The organism is Labrenzia sp. CP4 (assembly GCF_001579905.1).
GTDB classification, from domain to species: domain Bacteria; phylum Pseudomonadota; class Alphaproteobacteria; order Rhizobiales; family Stappiaceae; genus Roseibium; species Roseibium algicola.
Genome location: NZ_CP011927.1, coordinates 4,331,918 through 4,357,617, shown reverse-complemented (window position 1 = coordinate 4,357,617; position 25,700 = coordinate 4,331,918). Strand labels below are relative to the sequence as shown.

The following is a 25,700-nucleotide window of genomic DNA, read 5'->3' as shown; positions in this document are numbered from 1 at the left end:
ACCGGAGCGGGCGTCTAAATCTTGGTGAGCTTTGCCTTCAGCAAACCTTCCGCCAGATGATCGAACACTACGCGGATCCTCTGGCTGGTGTGAAGTTCGCGGTGGGTGACCAGCCAGATTGGAAACGAAACCGGTTCGATGTCGGAAAATGCGGGAACGATCTCGGGGAACCGGGCAGCGATTTCATCCGCCATGATAGCCAGACCGAGGCCCTGGCGGACGAATTCCCAGGCGACCACACCGCTGGGGGAGCCAAGGCGAATATTGGCCTCGGTCACCTTCAGACCGAAGGCGCGCAGGTAGCCGACCAGCTCTTCGTTGTTGTCGAAGCCGATAAAATCGAGATCTGGAGCATCGTCTCTCGTCAGGGGACGGCCGAATTGTTCAACCAGTGATCTGGCGCCGAAGATGCGGGCCGGGGCCGCGCGCAGTTTGCGGGCATAAAGGTCAGGATGGTCGGGTTCGACATGTCGAATGGCAATATCGGCTTCGCGTCGGCGCAAGTCGCTCAGGCTGTTGGTACAAAGCACTTTCACTTCGACGCCCGGTGCCTTTTTGCGCAGCTCACGCAAAATATCGGGCAAGAGATGAGCTGCCATCAGATCCGTCGTGGAAACGGTGACCAGTCCTTCGACTTGCTGTGATTTGCCGGATGCCGCAAGGGATATCCGGCTGGCCGCGTCGCCCATGGCGCGCACATGATCAGCCAGTTCGATCCCGGCTTCCGTGAGGATCAGGCTCTTCGACACACGCTCGAACAGGGTCACGCCAAGTGTCTGCTCAAGCGCTGCCACCTGCCGGCTGAGCGTGGGTTGGGTCAGTCCGAGTGCCCGGGCAGCTGCGGAGAGAGACCCTTCCTCTGCCGTTACCAGGAACGCACGGGCCTGGTTCCAGTCGAATGTGATGGTCTGCCAGTTCATGCAAATATGTATATCAACTAGCCAGAATTCGGCAATTCTCATTCATTTCTGAAGCAAGTAGATTTCTTGTCGAAAGGAGACGCCAATGAGCCCGTCATCTTTGATGATCCAATTGGCAAACATCGTTCTTTCGGTTCTGGAGTTCCTGGCTTCACCCACTGGCGGCCGCGATATCGGCCGCGACATTCTTCATCAGATCGGTCTGCGCGGCGGCCGCAAGAAGAAGAAATAGCGGGTACGGGAGTTTCAAGCAGCCTGTGCTTCGAATCTGTTTCGAAGCACGGATAACTGTGTGCCGGCTGTCATATTTGCAGTCGGACCAGGTTCGACCGGTTACTGCCGTTCCCGCTTATCTGTTAGAAATGGACTATTCGCCATGGCGACAACATGGACCAATGAAATGCCGTCATCTGCCGGTTTCTGGAGCAAGGCTGCGCGCAAATATGCTGCATCTCCAATCCGCAATCAGGAAGCATATGAAAAGACGCTGGAGCGTACGACGGAACATCTGGGGCCGCAGGACAGTATTCTGGAACTGGGCTGCGGCACAGGATCGACGGCACTATTATTGGCCGGCAATGTCAGGTCTTATCTTGCGACCGATTTCGCCAGCGGCATGATCGAGATTGCACAGGCGAAATTGAAGGATGGACCGGACGCGAAAGATCATCCGCAAGGGTTGAGGTTTGCCGTTGCCGATGTCTTCAGCGACAAGGTCGAGCCAGGTGAAGCCGGGTACGATGCCGTCCTTGGCTTCAACTTCCTGCATCTGGTGGAAAACGCCGAAGACACCCTGTCCCGTATTCATCATCTCCTGAAACCGGGTGGGCTTTACATTTCCAAGACCGTTTGCCTGAAAAGGCGCGCGTGGCTGTTTGCTCCCCTCGTCAAGTTGATGCAACTGGTTGGCAAGGCACCTTTTGTCCGTTTCTTTTCCTTCGACACACTGGAAGACAGCATCCGGTCGGCAGGGTTCGAAATCATCGAGACAGGAACCTATCCTGCACCCTACAGCCGCTTTGTCGTGGCAAGGAAACTCTGACGGGGCGCGCAGAAAAGAAGCGTCCCTGATATTCCTTAAATCGATTGAATTGGCCCGTTGCGGCGACTTGCAGATGAGGGCTGTTGAGTGCTAGGTGTGATCTGTCTCGCCACTCTCGCTCCCTCGAAAGCTGAATATGCTCGTCCGCGACCGCGCCTTTTTCGCGTCCATGTTCCTGACGGTTCTGGCCGACCAGATCCTCCTGTTTCTGGTGCCGCTGGTGATCTTCCAGATAACCGGCGATGTCGCCTGGTCCGGCCTTGCCTTCTTCTTCGAAACCTTGCCGCGCTATCTGACATTTCCAGTCGCAGGCATTCTGTGTGACCGGTTCTCGCCGATCCTGCTGCTGCGTGTCAGCCGCATTTTGCGGGCTGTGGCCTGTATTGTCGGTATAGCCGGTCAGCTTGCATTTGGTGGGGTCTGGTGGCTGATCGGGCTTTCTGCCGTCGTCGGCATTTTCACGACGCAGGGCATGCTGGCGCTGGAAATGGTGCTTGTACGTGCCTTCTCCGACCAGCGTTTCGAAAAAGTGGCGAGTTACGGACAGCTCGCCTCGCAAATGGGCGTCGTGCTCGGTCCGTTGGTCGCCGCCTACCTCATGGCGTTCTGGCCCTGGCAGGCAGTGGTCGTGCTGGCAACGGTCCTGTTTGTGTTGGCCGATCTTGCGTTTCACTTCTGGCCCGGTCAGGCGCGAATGGAAGACGCTCCAGGCAAGCGTGTTTCACGCCATCCCGTGGCGGACCTCAATCACGCGCTCAAGCTGGTCTGGACATTGCCGGGCCTGACGCGGGCAATCCTGCAGGCCGCCGGCGTCAACCTGATCATTGGCGCGACGCTGGCAACGGCTGCCGCCATGATGACGGGCTTCTTCAGTCAAAGCGAACAGGTCTACGCCTGGCTTCAGGTCGGCGGAGCCTTGGCGACACTTGCCGTCCTGACGCTGACCGCACATGTCGCCTTCAGCCTGAAGACCCTCGGCGTTACGGCTTACGGATTGATCTGCGCGGGGGCCGTGCTGACAGGCCTTGGAGCCCATCCGCTGATCTATGCGGCAGGTTTCCTGCTGATTGCCGGGTTCGACAAGATGTTCAACATCTATGTGCGCACCTTGCGAAAGGAGATCATACCGCCGGAGGAATTCGGCAAGACAACCGGCGTGATCATCTGCCTCAACAATCTGTCGCAGCCGCTGGCGGGCCTCATCGTTGCCATCTTCGCAGCTGGAGACGACGCAAGGGCCGTCCTGCTTGGCCTTGCCGGCGCAATGGCAGTGCTGGGCGTCATGACATTCCGGCGCGCCGCCACGCAGTCGTAACACGTGGCATGGGGTTGCGATCAGCTGATAGCCGGCTGGTCTCGCAAGGCCGTCAGTCCTTCTGCTGACCGCCTGACGATATCGGCGATCTCTGTGAGCTGGCCTGCCAGCGGGCTCCTTCTACGCCAGACCATGCCGATTGTCCGGGTCGGCTCGGGGGCTTCAAAACGCGAAATCGCAACCGATGCCGAACGGGTCTCCACGGGGACTGCCATTTCCGGAATCAGGGTGACGCCCATCCCTGCACTGACCATCTGAACCAGCGTTGAAAGGGAACTTGCGTCCAGAACTTCGCGTGGCGGGCCGGATTGCAGGTTGCAGAAGGACAGGGCCTGATCGCGAAAACAATGGCCTTCCTCCAGCAAAAGCAACCGCATCTCGCGCAGGCTGTCAGCGCTCGGCATTGGCGCGTTGGCTTCCCGTGCGGAGCGCACCAGCACGAAGCGCTCGCTGAAAAGGGCCGTTTCGGCAAGTGTGCCTTCGGAAACCGGCAAGGCTACAATGGCCGTGTCGAGGCGACCTTCTTCCAGCTCGTCGATCAGGTTCGGCGTCACTGTCTCGCGCACATGAATGTCCAGCTCCGGATAGCTCCTGGTCAATGCTCCGACAACGCTCGGCAGAAGATAGGGGGCGACAGTCGGAATGACGCCGATGCGCAGCCGCCCGACAAGCCTTTCGCGTGATGCCCTGGCAAGGTCACCCAGCTCCTCGGTGGCCCGCAGGATGTCGCGGGCACGCTCGGCGGCAACTTCACCAAAATGTGTCAGGCGGATTTGTCTGGCCCCGCGTTCGAACAAGCTCGCGCCGAGCACTTCCTCCATTTCCTTGATCTGCATGGACAGCGCCGGCTGCGAAATGGCGCAGGCCTCGGCTGCCTTGCCGAAATGACCGTGCCGGGCGAGGGCCTCGAAATAGCGCAACTGTTTGAGGGTGATATTGATCATAAGAATAACTTATCGAACTTATCAGAAAATTCAACTTCCTCTGATCGATTGCCTTTGCTAGCGTCAATCTGCACAGACGAGATCAGGTGGCATGCAAACACCCCTTGCGATGCCGGTTGATTTTTGTGCGCGGAGATTTTGGGAGATTTGAGGAAACCGATCTGTCCCGGGCCCATACGGGCCTTGCGGATATCACGGGCGTCTCACGCGGCCCGAATAATCGAACGTTTCAGATGACAGTGGAGAGAGTTATGGACGCTAAGGTGGAAAAGACAGGCGGTTGCCCTGTAATGCACGGCGGCAACACGGCGATGGACAAGCCGGTAACGAAATGGTGGCCGGATGCGTTGAACCTCGACATCCTGCACCAGCGCGGTGCACGCACCAATCCGATGGACCCCGACTTTAACTACCGTGAAGCCGTGAAGGGTCTCGACCACGAGGCAGTCAAGGCCGACGTCCGTGCGCTCATGACCGAAAGCCAGGATTGGTGGCCGGCTGACTGGGGTCACTACGGCGGTCTGATGATCCGCCTGGCATGGCATTCTGCCGGTTCCTACCGCATGCAGGACGGCCGCGGCGGCGCGGGCTCCGGCAACATCCGGTTCGCTCCGCTGAACTCCTGGCCCGACAACGCCAGCCTGGACAAGGCCCGCCGTCTGCTGTGGCCCGTCAAGAAGAAGTACGGCAACGCGCTTTCCTGGGCCGACCTGATCATTCTGGCCGGTAACATGGCTTACGAATCCATGGGTTTCAAAACCTTCGGTTTCGGTTTCGGCCGCGAAGACATCTGGGGTCCGGAAACCGATGTCTACTGGGGCTCGGAAAAGGAATGGCTCGCACCGGTCGAGAACCGTTTTGAAAACGCCGATGATGCGACCTCCCTGGAGAATCCGCTTGCGGCGATCCACATGGGCCTGATCTACGTCAACCCGGAAGGCGTGAATGGCCAGCCGGACCCGGTCAGAACCGCAGCGCATGTTCGCGAAACCTTCAAGCGCATGGCGATGAACGACGAGGAAACCGCGGCATTGACTTGCGGTGGCCACACCGTCGGCAAGGCCCACGGCAACCGGTCTGCTGAAGGAATTGGTGTCGAGCCGGAAGCCGCCGGCGTCGAGTCGCAGGGCTTCGGCTGGGCGAACACCGAACAGGGTGGCAAGGCTTCCAATGCGTTCACCTCCGGCATCGAAGGTGCCTGGACGCAATTCCCGATCCAGTTTGACATGGGCTACTTCGACTACCTGTTCAACTACGACTGGGAACTGCGCAAGTCCCCGGCTGGTGCCTGGCAGTGGGAACCGGTCAACATGCCGGAAGACAAGAAGCCGGTTGATGCATCTGATCCGTCGATCCGCCGGAACCCGATGATGACCGATGCCGACATGGGCATGAAGATGGACCCGGTCTACAACGAGATCTGCCGGAAGTTCATGGCTGACGAAGCCTATTTCCGCGATTGCTTCGCTCGTGCCTGGTTCAAGCTGACCCACCGCGACATGGGCCCGAAGGTCAACTACCTTGGTCCGGACGTTCCGGCTGAAGACCTGATCTGGCAGGATCCGATCCCGGCTGGTTCCACCTCCTACGATGTGGACGCCGTGAAAGCGAAAATCGCAGCCAGTGGCTTGACCGCTGCAGAGATGATCGCAACCGCATGGGACAGCGCCCGGACCTTCCGTGGCTCCGACAAGCGTGGTGGTGCCAATGGGGCGCGCATCCGTCTCGCGCCACAGAAGGACTGGGAAGGCAATGAACCGGCACGCCTCGCCAAGGTTCTGGCCAAGCTCGAGCCGATTGCTGCCGAAACCGGTGCTTCGGTTGCCGATGTCATTGTTCTGGCCGGCAATCTTGGTGTGGAACAGGCAATCAAGGCAGGTGGCTTCAACGTCTCTGTACCGTTCGCTCCGGGCCGTGGTGACGCAACCGCCGAACAGACGGATGCAGAGTCCTTTGAAGTTCTGGAGCCGCTCGCTGACGGCTTCCGCAACTGGCAGAAGAAGAAATACGTTGTCAGCCCGGAAGAGATGATGCTCGACCGTGCACAGCTCTTGGGCCTGACCGCGCGTGAAATGACTGTCCTGGTGGGCGGCCTGCGTGTGCTGGGGACTAACTACGGTGGTTCCAAGCATGGTGTCTTCACCGACCGTGAAGGTGCCCTGACCACGGACTTCTTCGTCAACCTGACCGACATGGCCAACAGCTGGCATCCGGTTGCTGACGGTACCTACGAAGTGCGCGACCGTCAGCTGGGCACGTTGAAGTGGACCGCAACCAGCGCAGACCTGGTCTTCGGCTCCAACTCCATCCTGCGGGCCTATGCGGAAGTCTACGCTCAGGACGACAACAACGAGAAGTTCGTGAAGGACTTCGTCGAAGCCTGGACCAAGGTCATGAACGCAGACCGGTTCGACCTGATCTAAGGACGGTATCTGCAATTTGAGACAGATGGCGGCGCCCCGGGGTTTCCCGGGGCGCCGTTTTCATTGGGCGGGCTTTCCTTCCGGTGCTGATTTTGCGCTGCAGCAGATCATTTTCATCAGCACTAACCCTTATCTCCTTGAAAAGGTCATTGTTCCGTCACAAGGTTTATGTTGCACTGCGAAGCAGTTTCAGGTTGCGCTTGAGACAGCAAAGTGTGGTGGTCGGCCGGTTTCCCTCCGTCCTGGCTGCCCAAGGTTTCGGGAGCTGTGCGCATATGTTTGATTTGACGGGCCACAAGGCCCTTGTTGTCGGGGTCGCCAACGATCAGTCCATTGCCTATGGCTGCGCCAAGGCCTTCCGTGCGCAGGGAGCAGATCTGGCGATCACTTATCTGAATGAGCGGGCCGAAGCCTACGTGCGGCCTCTGGCCGAACAGCTCGATGCGGAAATCATTGCCCCGCTCGACGTGCGTAATACCGAGCAGATGGACGGGCTGTTTTCCGAGATTGAGGCCAAATGGGGACGTCTGGACACTTTGCTCCATTCCATCGCCTTCTCCAAAAAGGAAGACCTGCACGGCCGTGTGATCGACTGTTCCGCGGACGGCTTTTCGCTGGCCATGGACGTTTCCGTCCACTCCTTCCTGCGGCTTATCAAAAGGGCCGAGCCGCTCATGCCCCATGGCGGTACCTGCATGACAGTCTCTTTCATGGGCGCGCAGAAGGTCGTCGAGAACTATGGCGTCATGGGCCCGGTCAAGGCCGCGCTGGAAGCGGCCACCCGTTACGCGGCAGCCGAGCTCGGATCGAAGGGGATCTCGGTCCATGCGCTGTCGCCAGGTCCGCTCAAGACCCGTGCCGCATCGGGCATTGCCGAATTCGACGCATTACTGAACGACGCGGCTGAACGCGCGCCGACACACCAATTGGCCACGATCGACGATGTCGGGGCCTATGCCGCCTTTCTTGCCAGCCGGGAGGCGTTCAACGTCACCGGGGCAGTGCACCCGATCGACGGTGGCTACAGCATTCTTGGATAGGAGGTCCTGATGAAGGACATTTTTGACGCGCTTGAAAAAGGCCAGAACGAATTTCTGGAATCGCTGCATGATGCCACCGCCTGGGGGCCTTCGGAGCGTTTTACGGCACTGCAGGCCCAGGCGACGGAGCTGTCCAACCTTGCGGAACTGATGGGCAGGGGACTGACCAAGCACCTGACCCGGATCTCGGACGATCACAAGACCCGTTGGCAGTCGAATATTTCCGAGTTCGGCAAAGCCGTGGAAGCCATGGGCGGTGCGCAGGAAAAAGGGTCATTATACGAGGCCTGGGAAGACTATTGGAAGGATGCGGCCCAGCGCATGGTCCTCACAATGGACACGCTTCGTCAGCGCGGTGACATCTTCCTGGATCACGAAGAGGCCGGCTGTCCACCTGTCCTGATCTATGACTATGAAGTGGTTCTGGATGGTGCCGATCTGCCGCGCCCCAGCTGTTACATGCTGCTGAAAATCATTCCGCCCGCAGATCTGCCGTGCCGTGATCCGAAACCCTGGAAACGGCCCTATATCATCATCGATCCACGGGCCGGACACGGAGCCGGGATCGGCGGTTTCAAACCGGACAGTCAAGTGGGCGTTGCCCTGCATGACGGTCACCCGGTCTACTTCGTTGCCTTCAAGCGGATGCCGGAGAAAGGCCAGACACTGGCGGACGTGACCCATGCCGAGGCGGCCTTCGTGCGCAAGGTCATGGAGCTTCACCCCGAAGCTCCGAACCCGGTGGTGACGGGGAATTGCCAGGGCGGCTGGGCGACGCTGCTGCTGGCTGCCATGAACCCGGATCTGACCGGGCCGGTCATCCTCAATGGGGCGCCTGTGTCCACATGGTCCGGCCGGGTCGGTGAAAACCCGATGCGCTACAATGCCGGCGTCCTGGGTGGGACCTGGAACGCGATGTATTACTCCGACCTTGGTCACGGCATCTTCGATGGCGCCGACATCGTGCAGAACTTCGAACTGCTCAATCCGGCCCGGAACTACTTCGGCAAGTACTACGATCTCTATGCCAAGGTCGACACCGAGCCAAAGCGTTTCCTGGAGTTCGAACGCTGGTGGGGCGGGTATTTCCTGCTGAACGAAGCGGAGATGAAGTGGATTGTCGAGCAGCTCTTCGTCGGCAACCGTCTTTCCAAGAACGAGGCACAGCTCGAGCCTGGCCGAAACGTCGACATCAAGCATATTCGTGCGCCGATCATCGTTTTCGCCAGCTATGGCGACAACATCACACCGCCGCAGCAGGCCCTCAACTGGATCATCGACACCTACACGGATGAGCGGGAAATCGCCATTCGTGGCCAGCGGATCATTTATATGGTCCACGAACAGGTTGGCCATCTCGGCATTTTCGTGTCCTCCAAGATTGCGAAGAAGGAGCACACGGAAGTCACCTCGACACTGAAGACAATCGAGGCGCTGGCGCCAGGCCTCTACGAAATGACCATCGACGACTATGAAGGCCCGCTGCTGGAGCGGGAATTCACGGTCAGCTTCCATGAGCGCAAGATGGAAGACCTGACGAAGATCGATGATGGCCGGGACGATGAAATACCCTTTGCCGCTGTTGCCCGTGCATCCGAGCAGCAGGCCGAATTCTACGATGTCTGCGTACGGCCTTTCGTCCAGGCTTTCGTCACCGAGCAGAGCGCGGATCTGCGTCGCAAGAGCCATCCGCTCAGAATGCAGCGTGCGCTGTTCTCCAGCCTCAATCCGGCTCTCGGCTGGTTGCCCGGTATTGCCGAACGTGCAAGGAACGAAAGGTCTCCGGCCGCTGCAGGCAATCCGTTTGTCGAACTGGAAAAGGTCAATGCAGCCTTGATCGAGCAGTCCATGGATCTTTTCCGGGATTTGCGCGACACAGCCTACGAGAACCTCTTCTATTCCATCTGGGGCACGCCCTACATGCGCTGGTTCGGCCGAACCAAGCAACCGGGCCGGACGCTGAAGCGCAAGGATGAGTTGCGCAGCTTGCCGCCGGTCCAGGCAGCCCTGATGCATATCGAGGAAGGTGGTTTCTGCGAAGCGGTAATCCGTATGCTGATCCTGCTTGCCGACAGCCGGGGCAATGTTCGCCGCGACCGTCTGGAACGCTCGGCCCGTGTCCTGACACAGGACGAACCGTTCAAATCGCTCAATGCGGACGAACGCAGTTTCATTCTTCAGGAACAGACGCTGATCGTCGAATTTGCCCCCGAACTGGCAATCGAAACCTTGCCAAAGCTTCTGAAAACCCCGGAAGAGAGGGAACTTGCGGCCAAGGTTGTGCGGTTCATTCCCGGCGCAATAGACGAAATGACGCCGCATACACTGGAAACGCTGCAGCAGTTCCACAAGGTGCTGGGCCTGCCGCCTGTTTCGGGAGACATCACGGAAGATCCCCTTGCCGCGACCGATGTAGTCGTCGAGCCGGGCAAGGAAGATGCCCGTGCGGCACAGGAAGAGGCGGCGAGCAAGGCCCCCGCGAAGTCGGCGCCAACGCGGACAGCTCCCGTTAGGGCGGCTTCGGCTGCGGCAGTGCCGAGCAAATCGTCTCCTCGCAAGACTACAACGCGAAAGGCAGCGGCGCGCAAGACGACGGCTCCACGCAAATCACGCAGCAGTGCGAAAAAACCGCACGAACCGGCTGAATAATAATAGGGGGCGTCCGGGCCTCTCGGACGCCCCCACAGAGCCCCCCTGGAATTATTTTTGGAGTTTGGCTCTGATCTGAAACGGTGTTTCGCTTAGCAGGCTAAGACATGTTTCCGGCAATCCGGCACAGGTGGCGCCGATGCCCGACCGCCGGATTTGTCCGTTAAGCATAGCAAGATCGGTGCTGCTCACAAGTGCCGGAACGCTGCTTCCGGCAGGAATTTGAGCTGCCGAATTTCGAACTCTGTTTTTATTGCATTTTTCGCTACGCTCCCGCGTGATGGCGAAAGACAAACTTCCTATTCGCCACCCGAATGCCTACTTCTTGTCCGAAGCAGAGCCGCTCGTGGTTCGGAAACCCGTGTACCTGGGTGAGGGAAAACCCTGCTGCGAGAGAACAATGAAGAGAAAACTGGCGGAGCCGCATGTTCGACTGGGCCTATAGGAAACGCTTGAAGGACGACCTGGAACTTTGGGTCGAGAAGGGCTGGGTGAGTTCTGCCGGTGCAACGGCCATATTGAAGGAGCAGGATCAGGACGACGGTCGTTCACGCCTGCCCATGGCCCTTGCCGGAATCGGAATGGTCTGCGTGGCTTTGGCGCTGCTGGCGTTCATTGCGGCAAACTGGGGAGCTATCCCGAAGTCCGTGAAGCTCGTCGGCATTGCACTGCTTGTCGTTGCGAGCAACGGTCTTGCGGCCTTTGCTGCAACAAGAGGGCGCAAGGGTGTCGCGGATCTTGCCACTGGCTTTGCCACGCTGGTTTTTCTCGGTGGCATGGCGCTGGTCGGACAGATCTTCCACTTGCCCGCCGACTGGCCCGGTGGCGCTTTCCTTGTCTGTCTCGGTGCATTGGCTGCCGCGTGGCTCACCGGTTCGAAAACATCCCTGATCGTCGCTGCCGGTGCTGCCATAACCTGGCAGGTCATGCGGTCCGAATTCGGTTCGGCACCGTTGATGGAAGATCTGATCGGGCTTCTCCTTCTTGTCGCTGTGTTTGCACATCCGGTCATCCATCCCGCACGGCTTTCGCGCTGGGCCGCGATTTCGCTGCTCTGGGTAACCTATGGCCGCTGGTTTGGCGAAACAGCGGAACTGATGAGCTCCAGCGATGATTTCATCACTGCAATGTTCCTAGCCGGAACCGGTGGTATGGCGGCCGCGATGATGTTGCTCGATCCCGTTGCTGATCTTTTCGTGAAGTGGTCAAGCGACCGGCCGACGCGCAGTCACGGGCATTGGCTGATGGCAAGGTCCCTTCAGGATGTCGGTATTCTGGTCTTGTCGGTGCTGGTCGTCCTGGCGCTCGTGTTTGTTCCCGAGGTTGCGGATGAACCGTCCTTGGGCGGCCTTGCAACGCTCCCTGCCATGGTGCCGTTGGCCGTCGCTCTGGCTCTCTTGGTGACAGGCCTGCTGCTATCCTACAAGACCGTGAAGTCGGGGGCGCTCTTCGGGGCAACCGGCTTGGCGCTCGTGGCCGTGCTGATGCCGGTTCTGACGGCCAACGTTCTCGTTCTGGCAGCCTTTGTTCTGGCCGCACTGATCGGTCTGTGCGCACTGGGGACATGGTATAACAACAGGTTCTGGATGCTTTGTGCCTATTTCGGCCTGACTGCGGTCGCGCTCTGGCTGCTTCAGGTCACCATCGGCAGTTTGCTGGGGCAGTCGCTGTTCTTCCTGGTGGCAGGAGTTCTGCTGTTGGCAATGGCCCTTTGGCTGGCACGTCTGATGAGGCGCGGTGGCCGGACGCCGGAACAAGGTGACGTCACCGGGGAGGTTCAGGAATGACCACGGCAACTGCAACTCCCGTTTCAAAACCGCAGTCCCGCGCCCCATGGCTGCTTTGGGGACTTCTGGCCCTGATCCAGCTTGGCCTCATCTCAATCCCGTTGTTCGACCGGCTGGACGTGCAACACAGCGGAAGCGCTGTTTCGCTTGCCGTGGTGCCGGTTGACCCGAGAGACCTGCTCCGTGGCGACTATGTAGTGATCAATCTTGCGATCGGCACCATTTCCAGGACGGTGCCCGGTGCTGACAAGGTCCAGTCGGGAGACAGCATCTTCGTCGGTCTGAAGTCAGAAGGAACGGGCGCTGCCGTGCCGGTCCTGATTGCGAAGGAAAGAGCTGACGCCGGTGATCTGGCGATCGCCGGTACCGTTCGCTCCGTTCTTGGTGACGAAATACGGGTGGACTACGGTATCGATGCCTTCTTCCTGCCCGAGGGCGAGGGACTTGAAATCGAACGCATGGACACATCGCGCATTCTTCTTGAAATCTCGTTGACCGAAGACGGCCGGTCGCTGCCCGTAAACCTGCTGGTGGACGGAAAAGCTTTCCGGTCTGATGCGATCTTTTGACCTTCGGCCATTCTGGCGGTATGAGCGCGTCAGCTGAAACCCGTCTGAAAGACCGCCATGTCCGATCCCGCGCTCGATACACTCGTCTTGCCTCTTGAAACCGGGGCTGTCGAGCTTGCCGACAAGAGCCGCGTCCTGTTCCTGCGCGCAAGGACAGGACGTTCGCTTGCAGCGCTTGTGGACGCAGATCTTGTTTGCGAACAGAGTTTCGCACCAGACCGGGATGCGCTGCAAAAGGCAGGGCTGAAGGTAGACGCGGAGACGGAAGACAAAAGCTTCGACGCTGTTCTCGTTCTTCCTGGTCGTCAACGGCAGGAAGCAAGGGCACAGCTTGCCCGTGCGGTTTCAAAGACACGGCCGGGTGGAACCGTGATTGCCTGCGCGCCCAACACCGAAGGTGCCAAGACGCTGGAAAGCGATCTTCAGGAGCTTCTGGGCAGCGCCGAGAAAATGACCAAGAACAAGTGCCGGGTTGTCTGGAGTGAACTTTCCGATGATAGCCTGAACACCGCACTTCTCGACGAATGGCTGGTACTCGATGCGCCGCGGACCGTGCTTGACGGCGCATTCGTCAGCCGGCCGGGCATCTTCGCCTGGGACAGGATCGACCCGGCCTCCAGACTTCTGGCAGACCTTGTGCCGGCAACTCTGAAGGGCAGAGGCGCTGATCTTGGAGCGGGCTTCGGTTATCTGACACGTGCCGTTTTCGAGAAGGCTCCGAAGGTCACTTCGATGGATCTCTACGAGGCGGAAAAGCGTGCGCTGGATCTGGCCGAACAGAACCTGGCTGCCTTCAAGGGCCTTAGAACGATGAACGGCATCTGGTCGGATGTGACCCAGGGCATCGAAGGACCTTACGACTTCATCGTCTCCAACCCTCCGTTCCATCAGGCCGGCAAGGCAGATCGCGCCGACGTCGGTCAGGGCTTCATTCGCGCCGCTGCCCGCGGACTGCGGCCGGGTGGCGAGTTCTTCATGGTCGCGAACCGGCATCTTCCCTACGAGCACACGCTGGGCGAAGTCTTCGCCGATGTGAAACAGCTCGCCGACGAAGGTGGCTACAAGGTAATCCGGGCTGTCAAAGGCAAGGGAGGTCGGTAAGATGCGTCTTGTAAAACTCCTTGCCAATCTCGGCTATGGCAGCCGGAAGGAAATGCAGGTCGCCATCCGCAACGGGTGGCTCACAGACCGCGAGGGCAGCCGTTTGAAGGCGGATGCCAAGACCGCTCACGAGGACATCCTCTTCGACGATGAGCCGCTCGACCCCGCACACGGGGTGGTGATCCTGATGAACAAGCCGCTCGGCTACACCTGCTCCATCAAGGATCAGGGCCGGCTGGTCTATGACCTGTTGCCGGACAGGTTCCGCATGCGCAAGCCGGTTCTGTCCACCATCGGTCGGCTGGACAAGGAAACGTCCGGTGCCTTGCTGTTTACCGACGACGGCACATTCCTGCATCGCGTCATCTCGCCGAAGTCCGAAGTTCCCAAGATTTACGAAGTGACGCTCGACCGCCCGATGAAGGGCGACGAAGGCGCGCTGTTTGCCTCCGGCGACATGATGCTGGAAAGTGAAGACAAGCCGCTGAAGCCGGCGGAGCTTCAGGTTCTGGACGAAACCCATGCCCGGCTGACCCTGCATGAAGGCCGGTATCACCAAGTACGCCGCATGTTTGCAGCAACGGGCAATCATGTCACCGACTTGACCCGCAGCCACATCGGCGGCCTCGGTCTGGAAGGTCTCGAAGAGGGCAAATGGAAAGTGCTGTCCGAAGAAGAAAAGACACGCATTTTCGAAGGCGGATGAGGTCACGGTTTCCTGTTTCTGCTGCGAACCAGGATTTTTTTGTGATGAGAGGTTTCTCTTTTAAGTTCAATAAATTCAGATGCTTATATTTTATCTGATCGTCAATTTCTGAAAAATTCCAAAAAAGATTTTCCCCTGCTGCATCTAAAATTCGATCTGCCGTGTTTCGGGGAAGTGAGGCCAATCCGATGCCTCCTGCCTTTGAAAGACGGAGATCTGAAATGCCCCTTATTGCACGTAGTCTTCTGACAGCATCCGCCCTTGTTCTTGCCGCTGGCGCTGCTCACGCGACCCCTGCGATCGGTCTTGCCGGTGAAAAGACCCTGGTGGTCATCGATAGCAATTCCGGAAAGGTCACCGACACGATGGAAGTTTCCGGTGTCGACAGCCTGCTTGGCATTGACCTGCGGCCGGCGACGGGGCAGCTGATCGGCGTCAGCGGCGCTCATGAAATCGTCGAGATTGATCCGAAGACCGGTGCGGCAACGGTGATTTCCAAGATGGACAAGATGCTGCCGCTGAAAGACGGGCAGCCTGTCATCGTCGACTTCAACCCCAAGGCCAACAAGTTGCGCTTCATGACCGGTGTGACCAACCACCGGGTTGATATCGAAAGCGGCAAGGTGACCGTCGACGGCAGCCTGGCCTTTGAGGAAAAGGACATGCATGCGGGTGAGGCGCCGAACATCGTTGCTGCCGCCTACATCAACTCCTACGGCCAGCCGGAAACGACTGCGATGTACGACATCGACGCGACCATTGGTGCCGTCATCCGTCAGACTTCGCCGAACGATGGCACCCTTGCGGCCGTTGGCAAACTGGGTGTGGACGCTGCCGAAACCTACGCCTTTGATGTCGCCACCGACGCGGAAGGCAACAACAAGGCCTGGCTGGCAACCGGCACGTGGCTGCACACCGTTTCGCTGGAAACCGGCAAGGTGACCGACAGCTGGGAGCTGGGTGGCCTGGAATGGCCGCTGCGCGACATCACCTTCATGACCGCGATGTGAGCCCCACTCAAAACTCATACTGACAGAGCATCTTCAGCCCGCTGAATGAACAAGGATGCTCTGGGCTTTGCGGCCCCGTCCCACCTGGTTCGCAAAGCCGATTGCCGGAGCAGCCTGGACCACCCACCCCAGGCTGCTCCGGTCCCTTACCGGTACGACTGGTCCGGCAACGCTTCTGATGCGTAGCAGTCAGGAGCCCTGGTGAGATTGAACAAGTGAGACCAACGTGCTGGATATGCCGGAAAGCGTAAGCGAAGTGGATCACGCGGCCCTTCTGGCCGCCTGTGCACGCAAGGACCGGCAGGCCCTGCGACAGATCCTAGAACTGGAAGGCCCCAAGATGCTGGGCATTGCCAAGCGCATGTTGCGCCGGCAGGACCTTGCTGAAGATGCGCTCCAGGATGCGTTGGTCCTGATCTGGCGCAAGGCCTCCCAATTTGATCCTGCGAAAGGATCCGGGCGCGCGTGGATCTTCGCGGTCCTGCGGAACAGGACCTTGAACATGCTTCGTGACGGGGCCCGGGAAGCGGCAACCGATGACGACAAGCTGGAACGCCAGATCGACGGCAGCGAACTGAACGAGGCGTGGGAAATGCTGGGCCATGACAGCGAGTTGCGCCGTTGTCTCGGACGACTGGAAACGGAAAAGCGCAGTGCCGTGCTGATGTCCTATATCTGGGGCTACACCCATGGTGAAATTGCCGGCCGTCTGTCGGCCCCCCTTGGAACGGTAAAGGCGTGGGTGCGCCGTGGCCTGACTTCCTTGCGGGAGTGCATGTCATGAGAACGGCCCGCCGAAATCTTGCTGAACTTGCCGACGAATTCGTCATTGGCCTGTGCGACCCAGAAGAACAGCGCGAAGTGGAAGATCGCCTGATGAAGGAGCCGGAATTGGCCGTTCTCGTGGAACTTGCCCGTCAGCGGTTCGCCGCTCTGGACGCCGCGACGCCCCGTGAAGCCGTGCCGGAGAGCCTTTGGCATCGCGTTGAAAGGCGTCTGGACGCGGTGGAAGAGAGTATGGCCGCTCCCGAGACGAAAGACAGTCGTGTTGAAGCGCCGGTGGATCTCAAGTCCGAGAGAGAAAAGCGCAGCAGGCCAATGATGTGGACGGCGGCAGCCAGCCTGGCGGCGAGCCTCGTACTTGCCATCGCGCTTGTCTGGAACCTCATGACGACGGTTGAACCGCAGGTAATTGCCGTGCTTGTCAACGATGCCGGGCAGCCTGTTGCGATGATCGAAGGGGCTGAGAACAACGCGACACAGGTCACGCTTCTGGGGCAGACCGATGTCCCGGCAGGCACGATCCTTCAGCTCTGGACCAAACCGGATCCGGATGGGCCGCCGGTTTCCCTGGGCATCTTCGATGAGCCTAAACAAACGATCCTGCAAGCTGCCGGGTTGCCGGTTCCCAAGCCTGACCAGCTTTATGAGATCACCTTCGAACAGCCGGGAGGCTCTCCAACCGGGTTGCCGACCGGCCCCATCCTCGGCAAGGGTCTTGCGAGGGAGCCTCGCTGATCATCGGTGTGAAAAGCACCGGAAGGTGTAAAGAACTGGAGAGCGCCCGGACATGTTCGGGCGCTCTTGACTATGAGACCCTTAATTTCTTTTTCGGCTGAGGACTCGTATGCGGCTGTCGAATTCGCCGCGGTCGACATAACAGCCGCGCAGATGGCGGAACCCGGTGCCAGGGTCGAAAGCGGCTCGGCCATGCAGGACCCGCCGATTGTCAAAGATCACCATCTCTCCGCCTTTCAGCCGTGTGGTGATGACGTAATTCCTTGATCGGGTCATCTGCATCAAGGTGCGATACGCCCCGTAATAAGCTTCCATTCGATCGGCCGGCAGATCGAAGATCCCGGCGAGATGGGCGTTGAAATGGAGTTCCTGCACGCGTGCGAACAGATCGAGTTCGATCACCGTGTGATGGCGGCGGATGTCGTAGTCCTCGTCGTGAAAGCGAAAGGGCACCGGCGTCTCGGCAAGGAGCCGGAAGGCCTCCGGATCAAGCCGGGCGAGATCGTCCGCAATCGCGAAGCCGTCACAAAAGGTCGAGCCGCCACCTTCTGCTTCATTGGCAAGACAATGCAGGAACTGGAAGCCTGGTGGCAATTCCTGATTGGCCAGGTCCGTATGCAAAGGAAGGGCATGGGACGTATAGGCCAGGTTGTTCGGGTTCGGTTTGGAAATGACCTCAAATGTCGTGCCGAAATTGGTCTCCCGAAGAAAACCGATCCTGCGGGCGACATCGACACCTGCCTCCACGTCGTCAGCCATGCCGTCGACAAGAGCAAGGCCGGTTTTCTTGGCTTCGATCAGGAAAGCGAGAAGGAGATCGTCGTTGACCATCAAGTCGGCGGCCGCCGCGCGCGGAAGGCTTTCCGGGACAAGATCACCGCGCCACAGCGCAGGTTCGATCTCGGCTGGATCGGCAAGTCCGACCCCTGGCCGGTGATCGAACAACCAGTCGGCCCTGTAGCGGCTGACATGGCCGTCGCCGGACCAGGTAAGAATAATTTCATCCGCATCCTGTTCCGCCTTCGCGATGGAAATATCCATCGCAATGCCGGTCAGGTCGAACTGGCGTTCCTGCGTTTGCGGATGAAACCCGCTCGGGCAGTTGTCGTGAAGCCAGATGAAGGGAAAGTCGGTGCTGGTGCCATCGGTCCAGGCGACAGAAATCATGCGGTCTTCACCGCGCAAGGTCACGTTCGTCATTTCGAAAATCCGTTGATGTCTTGGAGGGGAAAGACGCCGGCAAGAGCCGGCATACATCAACGGTCGGCGGGGGGCGGCCACCACCAATAGGCCTTGTTGTGCGGATTGCCGCCATTGCGGCCGAGAACAGAAACCATCCACGGAACAGCCTGAACGCAGGTGATGCCTGCTGTTGAACCTGAAAAACGCTACATCAAAAAAAGCACCCGGCAAATGAAATTCTGCCGGGTGCCAGTCATCTCAAATAATTTCAGGTTCAGTTCTTGGATGCCTTGGCTGCAAGGGCAATGGCGATGTAGCTCCAGCCGTTGATCAGCACCGAAATGCCGGCCAGAAGGCCAAGCGCCCAGGCGGCCGAACTCGGCAGCTCCAGCCAGATCATGGCACCGGCCACAAGGGATACGAGCCCTGCGATCAGCACCCAGACCCAGCCGTCATGCGGCTTCAGTTTGAAGGCCAGCAGGATCTGGCTGATGCCCTGCGCCACGAAGATGGCGGCAATCACCAGTGTCAGCGCGATGGTTCCCGCGAGCGGGTTCACATAAATCACGATCCCGCCGATGACAGCGATAATGCCGGTGATCAGGTTCCAGAGGAAACTGGCGGTACCATGAGTCTTGAAGGAATTGTAGATCTGAACCAGGCCGCCGACGAATAGCACGGCCGCGATCAGGATCGTCACGGCAATCGACGTTGCCAGGGGAGCGGCGATCAGGATGATGCCACCTATGACCAGCGCAATGCCGAGCGCCAGAAACCAGCCCCAGTTGTCCTGGATCTTTCTTCTCATATTCTCTACGGCCTGAACAGCATCTGTCATTTTGACCTCCTCACGCTCCGGTTGCCGTTGTTGACCGTAACCCCTTTGCAAATAAACGCAATATCCTGATGACAAATTGCCCGGGAAGGGGATCGTTCGACTGTGACTTGACTTTTGATGTGTATATGCACACAAAGCCCGCATGGAAGAAGACGATTTCTCGCTCTGCGTTCTCGACAACGCGCGCAAGGCCGCACGTGCCGTCAGCCGACACTACGACAAGCTGGCGCGGCAGGTTGGCATGACGGCCGGTCAGTTCTCCGTTCTTGTCTCGATCCGGAAATACGAAGGCGTGACGACGGCAGCACTGGCCAAGCGGCTGTCCATGGAACGTACGACGCTGGTGCGCAATGTCGCTCTTCTGGAGCGCAAGGGGCTGGTCGCATCGCAACCCGTCCGGGACGGCCGCAGCAAACAGTATCGGCTGACCCCGAAGGGTGCGGAGCTTCTTGATACTGCCGTCCCGTTGTGGCGGCAGGCCCAGGCAGACGTGAAGGGACATCTCGGCAGCGATGAATTTCTGCGTGCCATCGACACCCTGAAACGGCTCTCGGAGCTATAGCCGGGCAAAAAGAATTTCCATTTCGGGCGGACTGGCAAACCGCCTCGACACATCTTAACTGCCGGGGCGGGGGCGCTGGCAAACCAATGTGAGGTAAGACATGCGACGTGTGGTCGTGACGGGACTGGGGATCGTTTCCCCGCTGGGCACCGGGGTAGATGCCTTCTGGAACCGGGTGAAAGACGGGAGCAACGGCATCCGCCAGATCACCCACTTCGATGCAGGGGAGCTGGCTTGCCAGATTGCAGGCGAGGTTCCTTCCAAAGCAGAAGACGAGCATGGCTTTGATGTCGATGCAGTGATGGATCCGCGCGAACAGCGCCGCTCTGACCGGTTCATCCATTTTGCCATGGGGGCGGTTCAGGAAGCGCTGGCCCATGCGGGTTGGGAGCCGAAGTCCGACAGGGACAAGGAGCGCACAGGCACGATCATCGCGACCGGGGTTGGCGGGTTTCCGGCCATGACCGCCGGTACGCGGCTGGTGGACGAAAAAGGTCCCCGCCGCGCGTCGCCTTTTCTGGTGCCGTCGTTCCTGGCCAACCTGGCTGCCGGGCAAGTCTCCATCCGACATGGCCTAAAGGGGCCGATTGGCGCGCCGGTAACTGCCTGTGCCGCCAGCCTTCAGGCCCTTGGCGATGCCGCCCGTATTATCCGTTCGGGAGAAGCCGACGTGATGGTGGCAGGCGGGTCAGAAGCCTGTATCGACAAGGTTTCCTACGCCGGGTTCTGTGCCGCGAAGGCCATGTCCTCCAAACGCAATGGCGATCCGGCCCATGCGTCCCGGCCATTTGACCAGGACCGTGACGGATTCATCATGGGCGAAGGCGCTGGCATCCTGATCCTGGAAGACCATGACCATGCCACCGCCCGTGGTGCGACGATCCTGGCCGAGTTGGCCGGTTACGGCACCAGTGCCGACGCCTATCACGTTACCGCGTCTTCGCCGGACGGTGAGGGCGGTCTGCGGGCAATGCGGCAGGCCCTGTCGACGGCCAATCTCTCGCCCGGTGAAATCGGTTACGTCAATGCGCACTCCACATCGACACCTGTCGGCGATGCTGCCGAAATTGCTGCACTGACAACGCTTTTCGAAAACCGTGGCAAGGACCTTGCAGTGTCGTCGTCAAAGTCGATGTTCGGCCACCTGCTGGGGGCCGCCGGAGCCGTGGAGGCAATCGCTTGCGTCAAGGCACTGATGAGCGGTCTGCTGCCGCCTTCCCGCAATCTGGAAGCGGCCGACGAGGCCATGAGCCGGTTTGAAATGATCCCCGGCAAGGCCATTGCTCGTGACGTCAACCACATCCTCACCAATGGCTTTGGTTTCGGCGGTGTGAACGCCAGCGCGGTGTTCTCGAAGGTGTGAATCTAAACGACCGTCAGACACTGCTCATTCTTTGAGCTTTTTAAAATCAAGAATCCCATATATGAGAAATTTCTCATTTATGGGATTTTTTGATGTCAAACCTTGATCAAGATCTTGCCCGGCGGCTGACCGAGCTGCGACGGGCCAGAAACTGGCCACTGGAAGATCTGGCCGAACGCACCGGTATCAGCCGGGCCACCCTGTCGCGGATCGAGCGCGGGGATACCAGCCCGACCGCAAGCTTTCTCGGAAAACTTGCCGCGGCATTCGGCCTCTCAATGGCCGAACTATTCGGAGCAGCCTCCGCTACGATCGAGCGCCTTGTTCCTCGGGACGTGCAGGCCGTCTGGACGGACCCGGAGACAGGCTATGTCCGCCGCACATTGACGCCGGCAGCAAGCGGGTATCGCGGGGCCATGATCGAAGGTTGCATTCCCCCGGGTGCCACCGTTGCCTATGCCGCTCCGCCGGTTCCGGATCTGGAGCATCAACTTGTGCTTCTGGAGGGGAACCTGCGGATGGTCATCGGCCCGGATGTCTACGACCTGGAGCCTGGTGATGCCCTGCGGTTCCGTCTCAACGCCCCCAACAGTTACCACGCGTCTGGAACGGTTCCGGCACGCTATTTCCTGACGGTGATCACGCCATGACACTTCCCGTTACCGAAACCGGACGTCTGCAAGTCCGGCCGTTCACGCCTGAAGCTCCCGTCGATCTGATGTCCGCAGATGAGGTGCGCAGGTCGCTTCCCGCCCTGGGGCAGCTTCTGAAAGCATGTGTCGAAGATGGTGCCGGGATCGGCTTCCTGTTGCCGATGCCGCAGGACAAGGCGGAAGCCTTCTGGGCGAGCAAGCTGCCCGCCATCGAAAGTGGGGAGGCATTTCTGCTTGCCACGCGTCAAGGGGCGGACATTGCGGGCGTGGTGATGCTTGTGAAGGCAGGAGCCGACAACCAGCCCCATCGGGCGGACGTCGCCAAGCTGATGGTTCATCCGGAACATCGGCGCAAGGGACTTGCCAGAAAGCTCATGTCGGCCATCGATGGCCTTGCCCGTTCCGAGAACCGCTGGATGCTGGTGCTGGATACGGTCACCGGAGATAGGGCGGAAAAGCTCTACCCGACTTGCGGATACCAGAAGGTCGGCGTCATTCCGGACTACGCCTATAACAGCCACGGCCATCTGGACGCGACAACCGTGTTCTTCAAGGATTTGCGGTGAGGGGAAGCGATTTGCTCCGCAGTACAGGCGGCGGAGGCCCGAGGCTCGGGTCTCCGCTGGGCTTTGCCTGGTTTGTCAGTCGCCAGGGTGGCTCAGCTGAGGAAGCAGACCCCCACGCCTGCGTTAGTCGCTGAACTCCACGGAGTCCGCCTTGACGCCAAGTTCCTCGAGCACTTCCTGAACCGCCTCCATCATGGGCGGCGGTCCGCAAAGGTAGAAGTGACGGTCCAGATCAGGCACGAATTCCTTGATCATGTCCGCGTCGATCATGCCGTGGTGGCTGCCGGCCGTGTCTTCGTCTGACAGAACGTGATCGATCTTCAGGCCGTCCATAGCCTCCAGTTCCTTGCGGTAGATAATATCCTCCGAGGTCTTGTTGGCAAAGATCAGCTGGTTGCCGTTCAGCTTTCCCTTCTTCTCCAGGTCCCGGAATATCGCAAGGAACGGCGTGATGCCGGCGCCGCCGGCAATGAACACACCCGGCTCGTCATAGCGGAAGGTCTTGAACGGATCGGCGATCAGCACGTGGTCGCCCTCCTTCAGCTTGTGAAGGCGTTCCGTAACCCCGTCATGATCGGGGTATCCCTTGATGGTGAATTCGAGAGTTCGCTCTTCGGGCAAGGACGTCATGGTGAAGGGGCGAGTCTCGTCCCGCCAGCCGTCTTCATCGAGCGCAATCTCTGTCGCGTCACCGACCTTGAAGTCGAACCCTTCAGGCTCGACAAGACGGAAGCGTTTCACATCGTGAGTGACCTGGTCGATCTTGAGAATGGTCGCCTTGTGCATCTGTGCGTCTCCTTCTTTCTCGAAAAGGAAACGCGGCAGGTGGCGGCAGGTTCCGCCAGAACACGGTGTCCCGGCTGGGTGCCATAGGTCCGATTTGGTGCAATGTGCCCGGTGAGGTGCCCAGTGCTCCCGAGACCATGTGATCGTGGTGCCGGAGCGCAGAGCTGGGCGGTCCCTGAGTTGAATCAATTTCTGAAGTTGATGTGCCGAACGGCTTGCCTAACCTGCCTCGTTCAGCATTTCCAGCTCCAGCCACTGCTCTTCCGCAGCATCCTTTTCATTTGTGAGATCAGTAATTTGCTGGGATATCTTGGCAAATTTGTCAGGGTTCTTCGCGTAGAGCTGCGGGTCGTTCATTTCCGCCTGAAGCGTTTCAAGGCGCGCTTCAAGTTTTTCGATCGTGTCCGGCAGGGTTTTCAGAAGATGCTGCTGGGTGAAGCTCAGTTTTGATTTTGCCTGAGGCTTTTGCGGCGAAGCCTCTGGGGCGGAAGGCTTTTCCTTCTTCACGGGCGCTGCCTTGTCGGCCTTGCGGGCGGTCACGCCTTCGCCGCGCTGTGCCAGCATGTCGGTGTAGCCACCGGCATATTCACGCCACAGGCCGTCGCCCTCCGAGACGATCACGGAGGTTGCCACCCGGTCGAGAAAATCGCGGTCGTGCGAGACGATCAGGGCCGTGCCGGGATAGTCGGCCAGCAGTTCCTGCAGCAGGTCGAGCGTTTCAAGGTCCAGGTCGTTGGTCGGTTCGTCGAGCACCATCAGGTTCGACTTGTTGGCCAGTGCCCGGGCGAGCATGGCGCGGGCGCGTTCACCGCCCGACAGCACCCCCACCGGCGTACGGGCCTGTTCCTGCGAGAACAGGAAGTCCTTCATGTAGGACATGACATGCTTGGTCTCGTCGCCGATCACCACCGTATCGCCGCGCCCGCCGGTCAGGACCGAGGACAGCGTGTCGTTGAGGTTCAGGTTCTCGCGCTTCTGGTCGAGTGTGACCATTTCCAGATTGGTGCCGAGCCGTGTCGTGCCCGTGTCCGGTGCCAGTTCGCCTGTCAACATCTTCAGAAGCGTCGTCTTGCCGGCGCCGTTCGGGCCGACAAAACCGATCCTGTCACCGCGCTGGATGCGGGTCGAGAAGTCCTTGACGATGGCACGGTCGCCATAGGTCTTGGAAATGCCTTTGGCTTCGATCACCAGCTTGCCCGAAACTTCGGCATCCGTGGCAGCAAGCTTGGCGGTGCCTTGAGGCCCGCGATGTTCCCGCTTCTGTTTGCGAAGGTCGGCAAGCTCGCGCACGCGCCGCATATTGCGCTTGCGCCGGGCGGTGACACCGTAGGTCATCCAGTGCTCTTCGCGCTTGATCTTCTGTGCCAGTTTCTGCTGGTCGACCTCTTCCTGCTCGAACACCTCGTCGCGCCAGGCTTCGAAGTGGGCAAAGCCCTTGTCGAGCCGGCGGGCGACGCCGCGGTCGATCCAGACAGTGGTGCGCGACAGGTTTTCCAGGAAGCGACGGTCGTGGGAAATCAGCACCAGGGCAGACTTCAGGCTCTTGAGCTCCTGTTCCAGCCATTCGATGGCGGGAAGGTCCAGGTGGTTGGTTGGCTCGTCGAGCAGCAGAATATCCGGCTCGGGGGCAAGCGTCCGGGCGAGGGCAGCTCGGCGGGCTTCGCCGCCGGAAAGGGACTTCGGGTCTTCCGTGCCGGTGAGGCCCAGGACTTCCAGAAGATAAGCGCCGCGATAGGGATCGTCGCCCTCGGTCAGGCCTTCGTTGACATACTCCAGCGTGGAGGCATAGGCGGAAAGGTCCGGATCCTGCGGGAGATAGCGCACCGTGCGGCCGGGCTGGAAAAAGCGTTCGCCCTTGTCCATCTCCACCATGCCGGCAGCAATCTTCAAAAGGGTCGACTTGCCGGAGCCGTTGCGGCCGACAAGGCACATGCGTTCACCTTCGGAAACGGAAAGCTCGGCACCGGTAAGAAGTGGCGTGCCGCCAAAGGTCAGATGAACGTCGCGAAGTATCAGCAGCGGTGGAGCCATGAGGGTCTTGTTTTCCCGGTCGGAATGTCGGATCGGCGCCCGGTTTACTGGCCGCGCGTGAACCGCGCAAGCGGCCCGGAAAGAACGCCCAGCATTTTTGATCGGGATCGGAGAGATTTTGGTGCCCGAATGCGTTATTCTGGGCAGCGTGTGGACAGGGGCGACCAACAGGCGCGGGGCGTGCGCCGACAGGAGAGAGCATCATGTCTGACCTGAACCTGGCGAAACGCGAAAGGGGCGCTCTTGCCCGCAAGCGGTTTCGGATCTGTCTTGCCGCTGTCGCCATGTGTCTGGCCGGGGCAGTCGCCGGCTTGACCGGCACATCGCCCGCACGTGCCGACGGGATCTATTTCAATGGTGTCGGTATCGGCTTCGGTTTCGGCAATCGTGGTTATCGCGGCGGCGCCTTCTACGCACCTTATGGTCTTTACGGCCCGCCTTACCGTCCCTATGGCGCACCTTACTATTACCACCCCTACGACATGCGGGCCTATCCCTACCGGTCGCGGGTCTATGTGAACCCGCCGCGCTATCGCGGACAACCGCAGCGTGTCCCCTATACCAAGACCGGACTGGCTCCTTTTACCCCTCAGTGGACGGCCTATTGCGCGCGGAAATTCAAGTCTTTCAACCCTGATACGGGCATGTATCTGGCTCATAGTGGAAAATATCGATTTTGCCGCTAGGATTGAAAC

The 25,700-nt window shown here is 59.5% G+C and carries 24 protein-coding genes; 18 read left to right on the top strand and 6 right to left on the bottom strand.

Going from position 1 to position 25,700, the window contains the following annotated elements; all coding sequences use genetic code 11:
- Positions 1-14: 14 nt before the first annotated feature.
- On the bottom strand, positions 15-920 hold the full coding sequence (locus ACP90_RS20030; protein ID WP_062489612.1) for a LysR family transcriptional regulator: 906 nt from the start codon (positions 918-920) through the stop codon (positions 15-17).
- Between the two features lie 85 nt (positions 921-1,005).
- Between ACP90_RS20030 and ACP90_RS28450 the strand changes: the two genes are divergently transcribed.
- From ACP90_RS28450 to ACP90_RS20020, 3 genes are all read left to right on the top strand, one after another.
- Complete coding sequence (locus tag ACP90_RS28450) at positions 1,006-1,152, top strand: hypothetical protein (protein WP_023000028.1); 147 nt, start codon at positions 1,006-1,008, stop codon at positions 1,150-1,152.
- A 144-nt stretch (positions 1,153-1,296) separates the two neighbouring features.
- Complete coding sequence (locus ACP90_RS20025) at positions 1,297-1,962, top strand: class I SAM-dependent methyltransferase (protein WP_062489610.1); 666 nt, start codon at positions 1,297-1,299, stop codon at positions 1,960-1,962.
- 136 nt (positions 1,963-2,098) lie between these two features.
- Entirely contained in the window at positions 2,099-3,277 is a 1,179-nt protein-coding gene (locus tag ACP90_RS20020; RefSeq protein ID WP_062489608.1) for an MFS transporter, read from the top strand.
- A 20-nt stretch (positions 3,278-3,297) separates the two neighbouring features.
- Here the strand turns inward: ACP90_RS20020 and ACP90_RS20015 are convergent, their stop codons facing one another.
- Positions 3,298-4,221 carry a LysR substrate-binding domain-containing protein gene (locus ACP90_RS20015; RefSeq protein ID WP_062489606.1) on the bottom strand — a complete coding sequence of 308 codons (924 nt, stop codon included), beginning with the start codon at positions 4,219-4,221 and terminating at the stop codon, positions 3,298-3,300.
- A gap of 251 nt (positions 4,222-4,472) precedes the next feature.
- Between ACP90_RS20015 and katG the strand changes: the two genes are divergently transcribed.
- The 10 genes from katG to ACP90_RS19965 all read left to right on the top strand — a co-directional run bounded on the left by katG (position 4,473) and on the right by ACP90_RS19965 (position 17,024).
- Positions 4,473-6,644 carry a catalase/peroxidase HPI gene (gene katG / locus ACP90_RS20010; RefSeq protein WP_062489604.1) on the top strand — a complete coding sequence of 724 codons (2,172 nt, stop codon included), beginning with the start codon at positions 4,473-4,475 and terminating at the stop codon, positions 6,642-6,644.
- Positions 6,645-6,919: 275 nt separating this feature from the next.
- Complete coding sequence (gene fabI, locus ACP90_RS20005) at positions 6,920-7,684, top strand: enoyl-ACP reductase FabI (RefSeq protein WP_062489602.1); 765 nt, start codon at positions 6,920-6,922, stop codon at positions 7,682-7,684.
- Positions 7,685-7,693: 9 nt separating this feature from the next.
- A complete protein-coding gene (locus ACP90_RS20000) occupies positions 7,694-10,333 on the top strand; it encodes a DUF3141 domain-containing protein (RefSeq protein ID WP_062489600.1) in 2,640 nt (879 codons plus the stop codon).
- A 425-nt stretch (positions 10,334-10,758) separates the two neighbouring features.
- Positions 10,759-12,120, top strand: a complete 1,362-nt coding sequence (locus ACP90_RS19995; protein ID WP_062489598.1) for a DUF2157 domain-containing protein — start codon at positions 10,759-10,761, stop codon at positions 12,118-12,120.
- The gene (locus ACP90_RS19990; RefSeq protein WP_062489595.1) at positions 12,117-12,689 is read left to right on the top strand and encodes a GDYXXLXY domain-containing protein; all 573 of its coding nucleotides are present in this window, start codon (positions 12,117-12,119) and stop codon (positions 12,687-12,689) included. Before ACP90_RS19995 ends, ACP90_RS19990 begins: the two co-directional genes overlap by 4 nt.
- Positions 12,690-12,746: 57 nt before the next feature.
- Positions 12,747-13,790 carry a class I SAM-dependent methyltransferase gene (locus ACP90_RS19985; protein WP_062489593.1) on the top strand — a complete coding sequence of 348 codons (1,044 nt, stop codon included), beginning with the start codon at positions 12,747-12,749 and terminating at the stop codon, positions 13,788-13,790.
- 1 nt (position 13,791) lies between these two features.
- Positions 13,792-14,496: a pseudouridine synthase gene (locus ACP90_RS19980; RefSeq protein WP_055658527.1), complete on the top strand. Its 705-nt coding sequence runs from the start codon at positions 13,792-13,794 to the stop codon at positions 14,494-14,496.
- 221 nt (positions 14,497-14,717) lie between these two features.
- Positions 14,718-15,506: a DUF4394 domain-containing protein gene (locus ACP90_RS19975; RefSeq protein ID WP_023000039.1), complete on the top strand. Its 789-nt coding sequence runs from the start codon at positions 14,718-14,720 to the stop codon at positions 15,504-15,506.
- 235 nt (positions 15,507-15,741) lie between these two features.
- A complete protein-coding gene (locus ACP90_RS19970; protein ID WP_062489592.1) occupies positions 15,742-16,290 on the top strand; it encodes a sigma-70 family RNA polymerase sigma factor in 549 nt (182 codons plus the stop codon).
- On the top strand, positions 16,287-17,024 hold the full coding sequence (locus ACP90_RS19965; protein ID WP_055658531.1) for an anti-sigma factor: 738 nt from the start codon (positions 16,287-16,289) through the stop codon (positions 17,022-17,024). Before ACP90_RS19970 ends, ACP90_RS19965 begins: the two co-directional genes overlap by 4 nt.
- An 81-nt stretch (positions 17,025-17,105) precedes the next feature.
- On the opposite strand, the gene ACP90_RS19960 is transcribed toward ACP90_RS19965, so the two are convergent.
- Positions 17,106-18,224, bottom strand: coding sequence for a TauD/TfdA family dioxygenase (locus ACP90_RS19960; RefSeq protein WP_062489590.1), 1,119 nt, complete (start codon positions 18,222-18,224; stop codon positions 17,106-17,108).
- A 256-nt stretch (positions 18,225-18,480) separates the two neighbouring features.
- The gene (locus ACP90_RS19955; RefSeq protein ID WP_031268980.1) at positions 18,481-19,044 is read right to left on the bottom strand and encodes an HdeD family acid-resistance protein; all 564 of its coding nucleotides are present in this window, start codon (positions 19,042-19,044) and stop codon (positions 18,481-18,483) included.
- A 142-nt stretch (positions 19,045-19,186) separates the two neighbouring features.
- Here ACP90_RS19955 and ACP90_RS19950 point away from each other — a divergent pair, with 142 nt between their 5' ends.
- From ACP90_RS19950 to ACP90_RS19935, 4 genes are all read left to right on the top strand, one after another.
- A complete protein-coding gene (locus ACP90_RS19950) occupies positions 19,187-19,606 on the top strand; it encodes a MarR family winged helix-turn-helix transcriptional regulator (protein ID WP_023000044.1) in 420 nt (139 codons plus the stop codon).
- Between the two features lie 100 nt (positions 19,607-19,706).
- The gene (gene fabF / locus ACP90_RS19945) at positions 19,707-20,969 is read left to right on the top strand and encodes a beta-ketoacyl-ACP synthase II (RefSeq protein ID WP_023000045.1); all 1,263 of its coding nucleotides are present in this window, start codon (positions 19,707-19,709) and stop codon (positions 20,967-20,969) included.
- 92 nt (positions 20,970-21,061) lie between these two features.
- On the top strand, positions 21,062-21,619 hold the full coding sequence (locus ACP90_RS19940) for an XRE family transcriptional regulator (RefSeq protein ID WP_062489589.1): 558 nt from the start codon (positions 21,062-21,064) through the stop codon (positions 21,617-21,619).
- Positions 21,616-22,188 (top strand): GNAT family N-acetyltransferase, encoded by a 573-nt coding sequence (locus tag ACP90_RS19935; protein WP_062489588.1) that lies wholly within the window; start codon positions 21,616-21,618, stop codon positions 22,186-22,188. The genes ACP90_RS19940 and ACP90_RS19935 overlap by 4 nt, the downstream gene beginning before the upstream one ends.
- A 123-nt stretch (positions 22,189-22,311) precedes the next feature.
- Here ACP90_RS19935 and ACP90_RS19930 read toward each other — a convergent pair whose 3' ends face one another.
- Positions 22,312-22,974, bottom strand: a complete 663-nt coding sequence (locus ACP90_RS19930; protein WP_062489587.1) for an FAD-binding oxidoreductase — start codon at positions 22,972-22,974, stop codon at positions 22,312-22,314.
- 219 nt (positions 22,975-23,193) lie between these two features.
- Positions 23,194-25,005 (bottom strand): ATP-binding cassette domain-containing protein, encoded by a 1,812-nt coding sequence (locus tag ACP90_RS19925; RefSeq protein WP_062489585.1) that lies wholly within the window; start codon positions 25,003-25,005, stop codon positions 23,194-23,196.
- Between the two features lie 203 nt (positions 25,006-25,208).
- On the opposite strand from ACP90_RS19925, the gene ACP90_RS19920 reads away from it, so the two are divergent.
- Positions 25,209-25,691 carry a BA14K family protein gene (locus ACP90_RS19920; RefSeq protein WP_062489584.1) on the top strand — a complete coding sequence of 161 codons (483 nt, stop codon included), beginning with the start codon at positions 25,209-25,211 and terminating at the stop codon, positions 25,689-25,691.
- Positions 25,692-25,700: the final 9 nt, after the last annotated feature.

Excerpts from the sequence above, each read along its gene's own strand:
- ACP90_RS19985 (WP_062489593.1), top strand. The coding sequence starts at position 12,747 with ATGTCCGATCCCGCGCTCGATACACTCGTCTTGCCTCTTGAAACCGGG.
- ACP90_RS19975 (WP_023000039.1), top strand. The coding sequence starts at position 14,718 with ATGCCCCTTATTGCACGTAGTCTTCTGACAGCATCCGCCCTTGTTCTT.
- katG (WP_062489604.1), top strand. The coding sequence starts at position 4,473 with ATGGACGCTAAGGTGGAAAAGACAGGCGGTTGCCCTGTAATGCACGGC.
- ACP90_RS19940 (WP_062489589.1), top strand. The coding sequence starts at position 21,062 with ATGTCAAACCTTGATCAAGATCTTGCCCGGCGGCTGACCGAGCTGCGA.
- ACP90_RS19930 (WP_062489587.1), bottom strand. The coding sequence starts at position 22,974 with ATGCACAAGGCGACCATTCTCAAGATCGACCAGGTCACTCACGATGTG.
- fabF (WP_023000045.1), top strand. The coding sequence starts at position 19,707 with ATGCGACGTGTGGTCGTGACGGGACTGGGGATCGTTTCCCCGCTGGGC.
- ACP90_RS20025 (WP_062489610.1), top strand. The coding sequence starts at position 1,297 with ATGGCGACAACATGGACCAATGAAATGCCGTCATCTGCCGGTTTCTGG.
- ACP90_RS19920 (WP_062489584.1), top strand. The coding sequence starts at position 25,209 with ATGTCTGACCTGAACCTGGCGAAACGCGAAAGGGGCGCTCTTGCCCGC.
- ACP90_RS19960 (WP_062489590.1), bottom strand. The coding sequence starts at position 18,224 with ATGACGAACGTGACCTTGCGCGGTGAAGACCGCATGATTTCTGTCGCC.
- ACP90_RS20030 (WP_062489612.1), bottom strand. The coding sequence starts at position 920 with ATGAACTGGCAGACCATCACATTCGACTGGAACCAGGCCCGTGCGTTC.
- ACP90_RS19990 (WP_062489595.1), top strand. The coding sequence starts at position 12,117 with ATGACCACGGCAACTGCAACTCCCGTTTCAAAACCGCAGTCCCGCGCC.
- ACP90_RS19970 (WP_062489592.1), top strand. The coding sequence starts at position 15,742 with ATGCCGGAAAGCGTAAGCGAAGTGGATCACGCGGCCCTTCTGGCCGCC.
- fabI (WP_062489602.1), top strand. The coding sequence starts at position 6,920 with ATGTTTGATTTGACGGGCCACAAGGCCCTTGTTGTCGGGGTCGCCAAC.
- ACP90_RS19965 (WP_055658531.1), top strand. The coding sequence starts at position 16,287 with ATGAGAACGGCCCGCCGAAATCTTGCTGAACTTGCCGACGAATTCGTC.
- ACP90_RS20000 (WP_062489600.1), top strand. The coding sequence starts at position 7,694 with ATGAAGGACATTTTTGACGCGCTTGAAAAAGGCCAGAACGAATTTCTG.
- ACP90_RS20015 (WP_062489606.1), bottom strand. The coding sequence starts at position 4,221 with ATGATCAATATCACCCTCAAACAGTTGCGCTATTTCGAGGCCCTCGCC.
- ACP90_RS19950 (WP_023000044.1), top strand. The coding sequence starts at position 19,187 with ATGGAAGAAGACGATTTCTCGCTCTGCGTTCTCGACAACGCGCGCAAG.
- ACP90_RS19925 (WP_062489585.1), bottom strand. The coding sequence starts at position 25,005 with ATGGCTCCACCGCTGCTGATACTTCGCGACGTTCATCTGACCTTTGGC.
- ACP90_RS19955 (WP_031268980.1), bottom strand. The coding sequence starts at position 19,044 with ATGACAGATGCTGTTCAGGCCGTAGAGAATATGAGAAGAAAGATCCAG.
- ACP90_RS20020 (WP_062489608.1), top strand. The coding sequence starts at position 2,099 with ATGCTCGTCCGCGACCGCGCCTTTTTCGCGTCCATGTTCCTGACGGTT.
- ACP90_RS19980 (WP_055658527.1), top strand. The coding sequence starts at position 13,792 with ATGCGTCTTGTAAAACTCCTTGCCAATCTCGGCTATGGCAGCCGGAAG.
- ACP90_RS28450 (WP_023000028.1), top strand. The coding sequence starts at position 1,006 with ATGAGCCCGTCATCTTTGATGATCCAATTGGCAAACATCGTTCTTTCG.
- ACP90_RS19995 (WP_062489598.1), top strand. The coding sequence starts at position 10,759 with ATGTTCGACTGGGCCTATAGGAAACGCTTGAAGGACGACCTGGAACTT.
- ACP90_RS19935 (WP_062489588.1), top strand. The coding sequence starts at position 21,616 with ATGACACTTCCCGTTACCGAAACCGGACGTCTGCAAGTCCGGCCGTTC.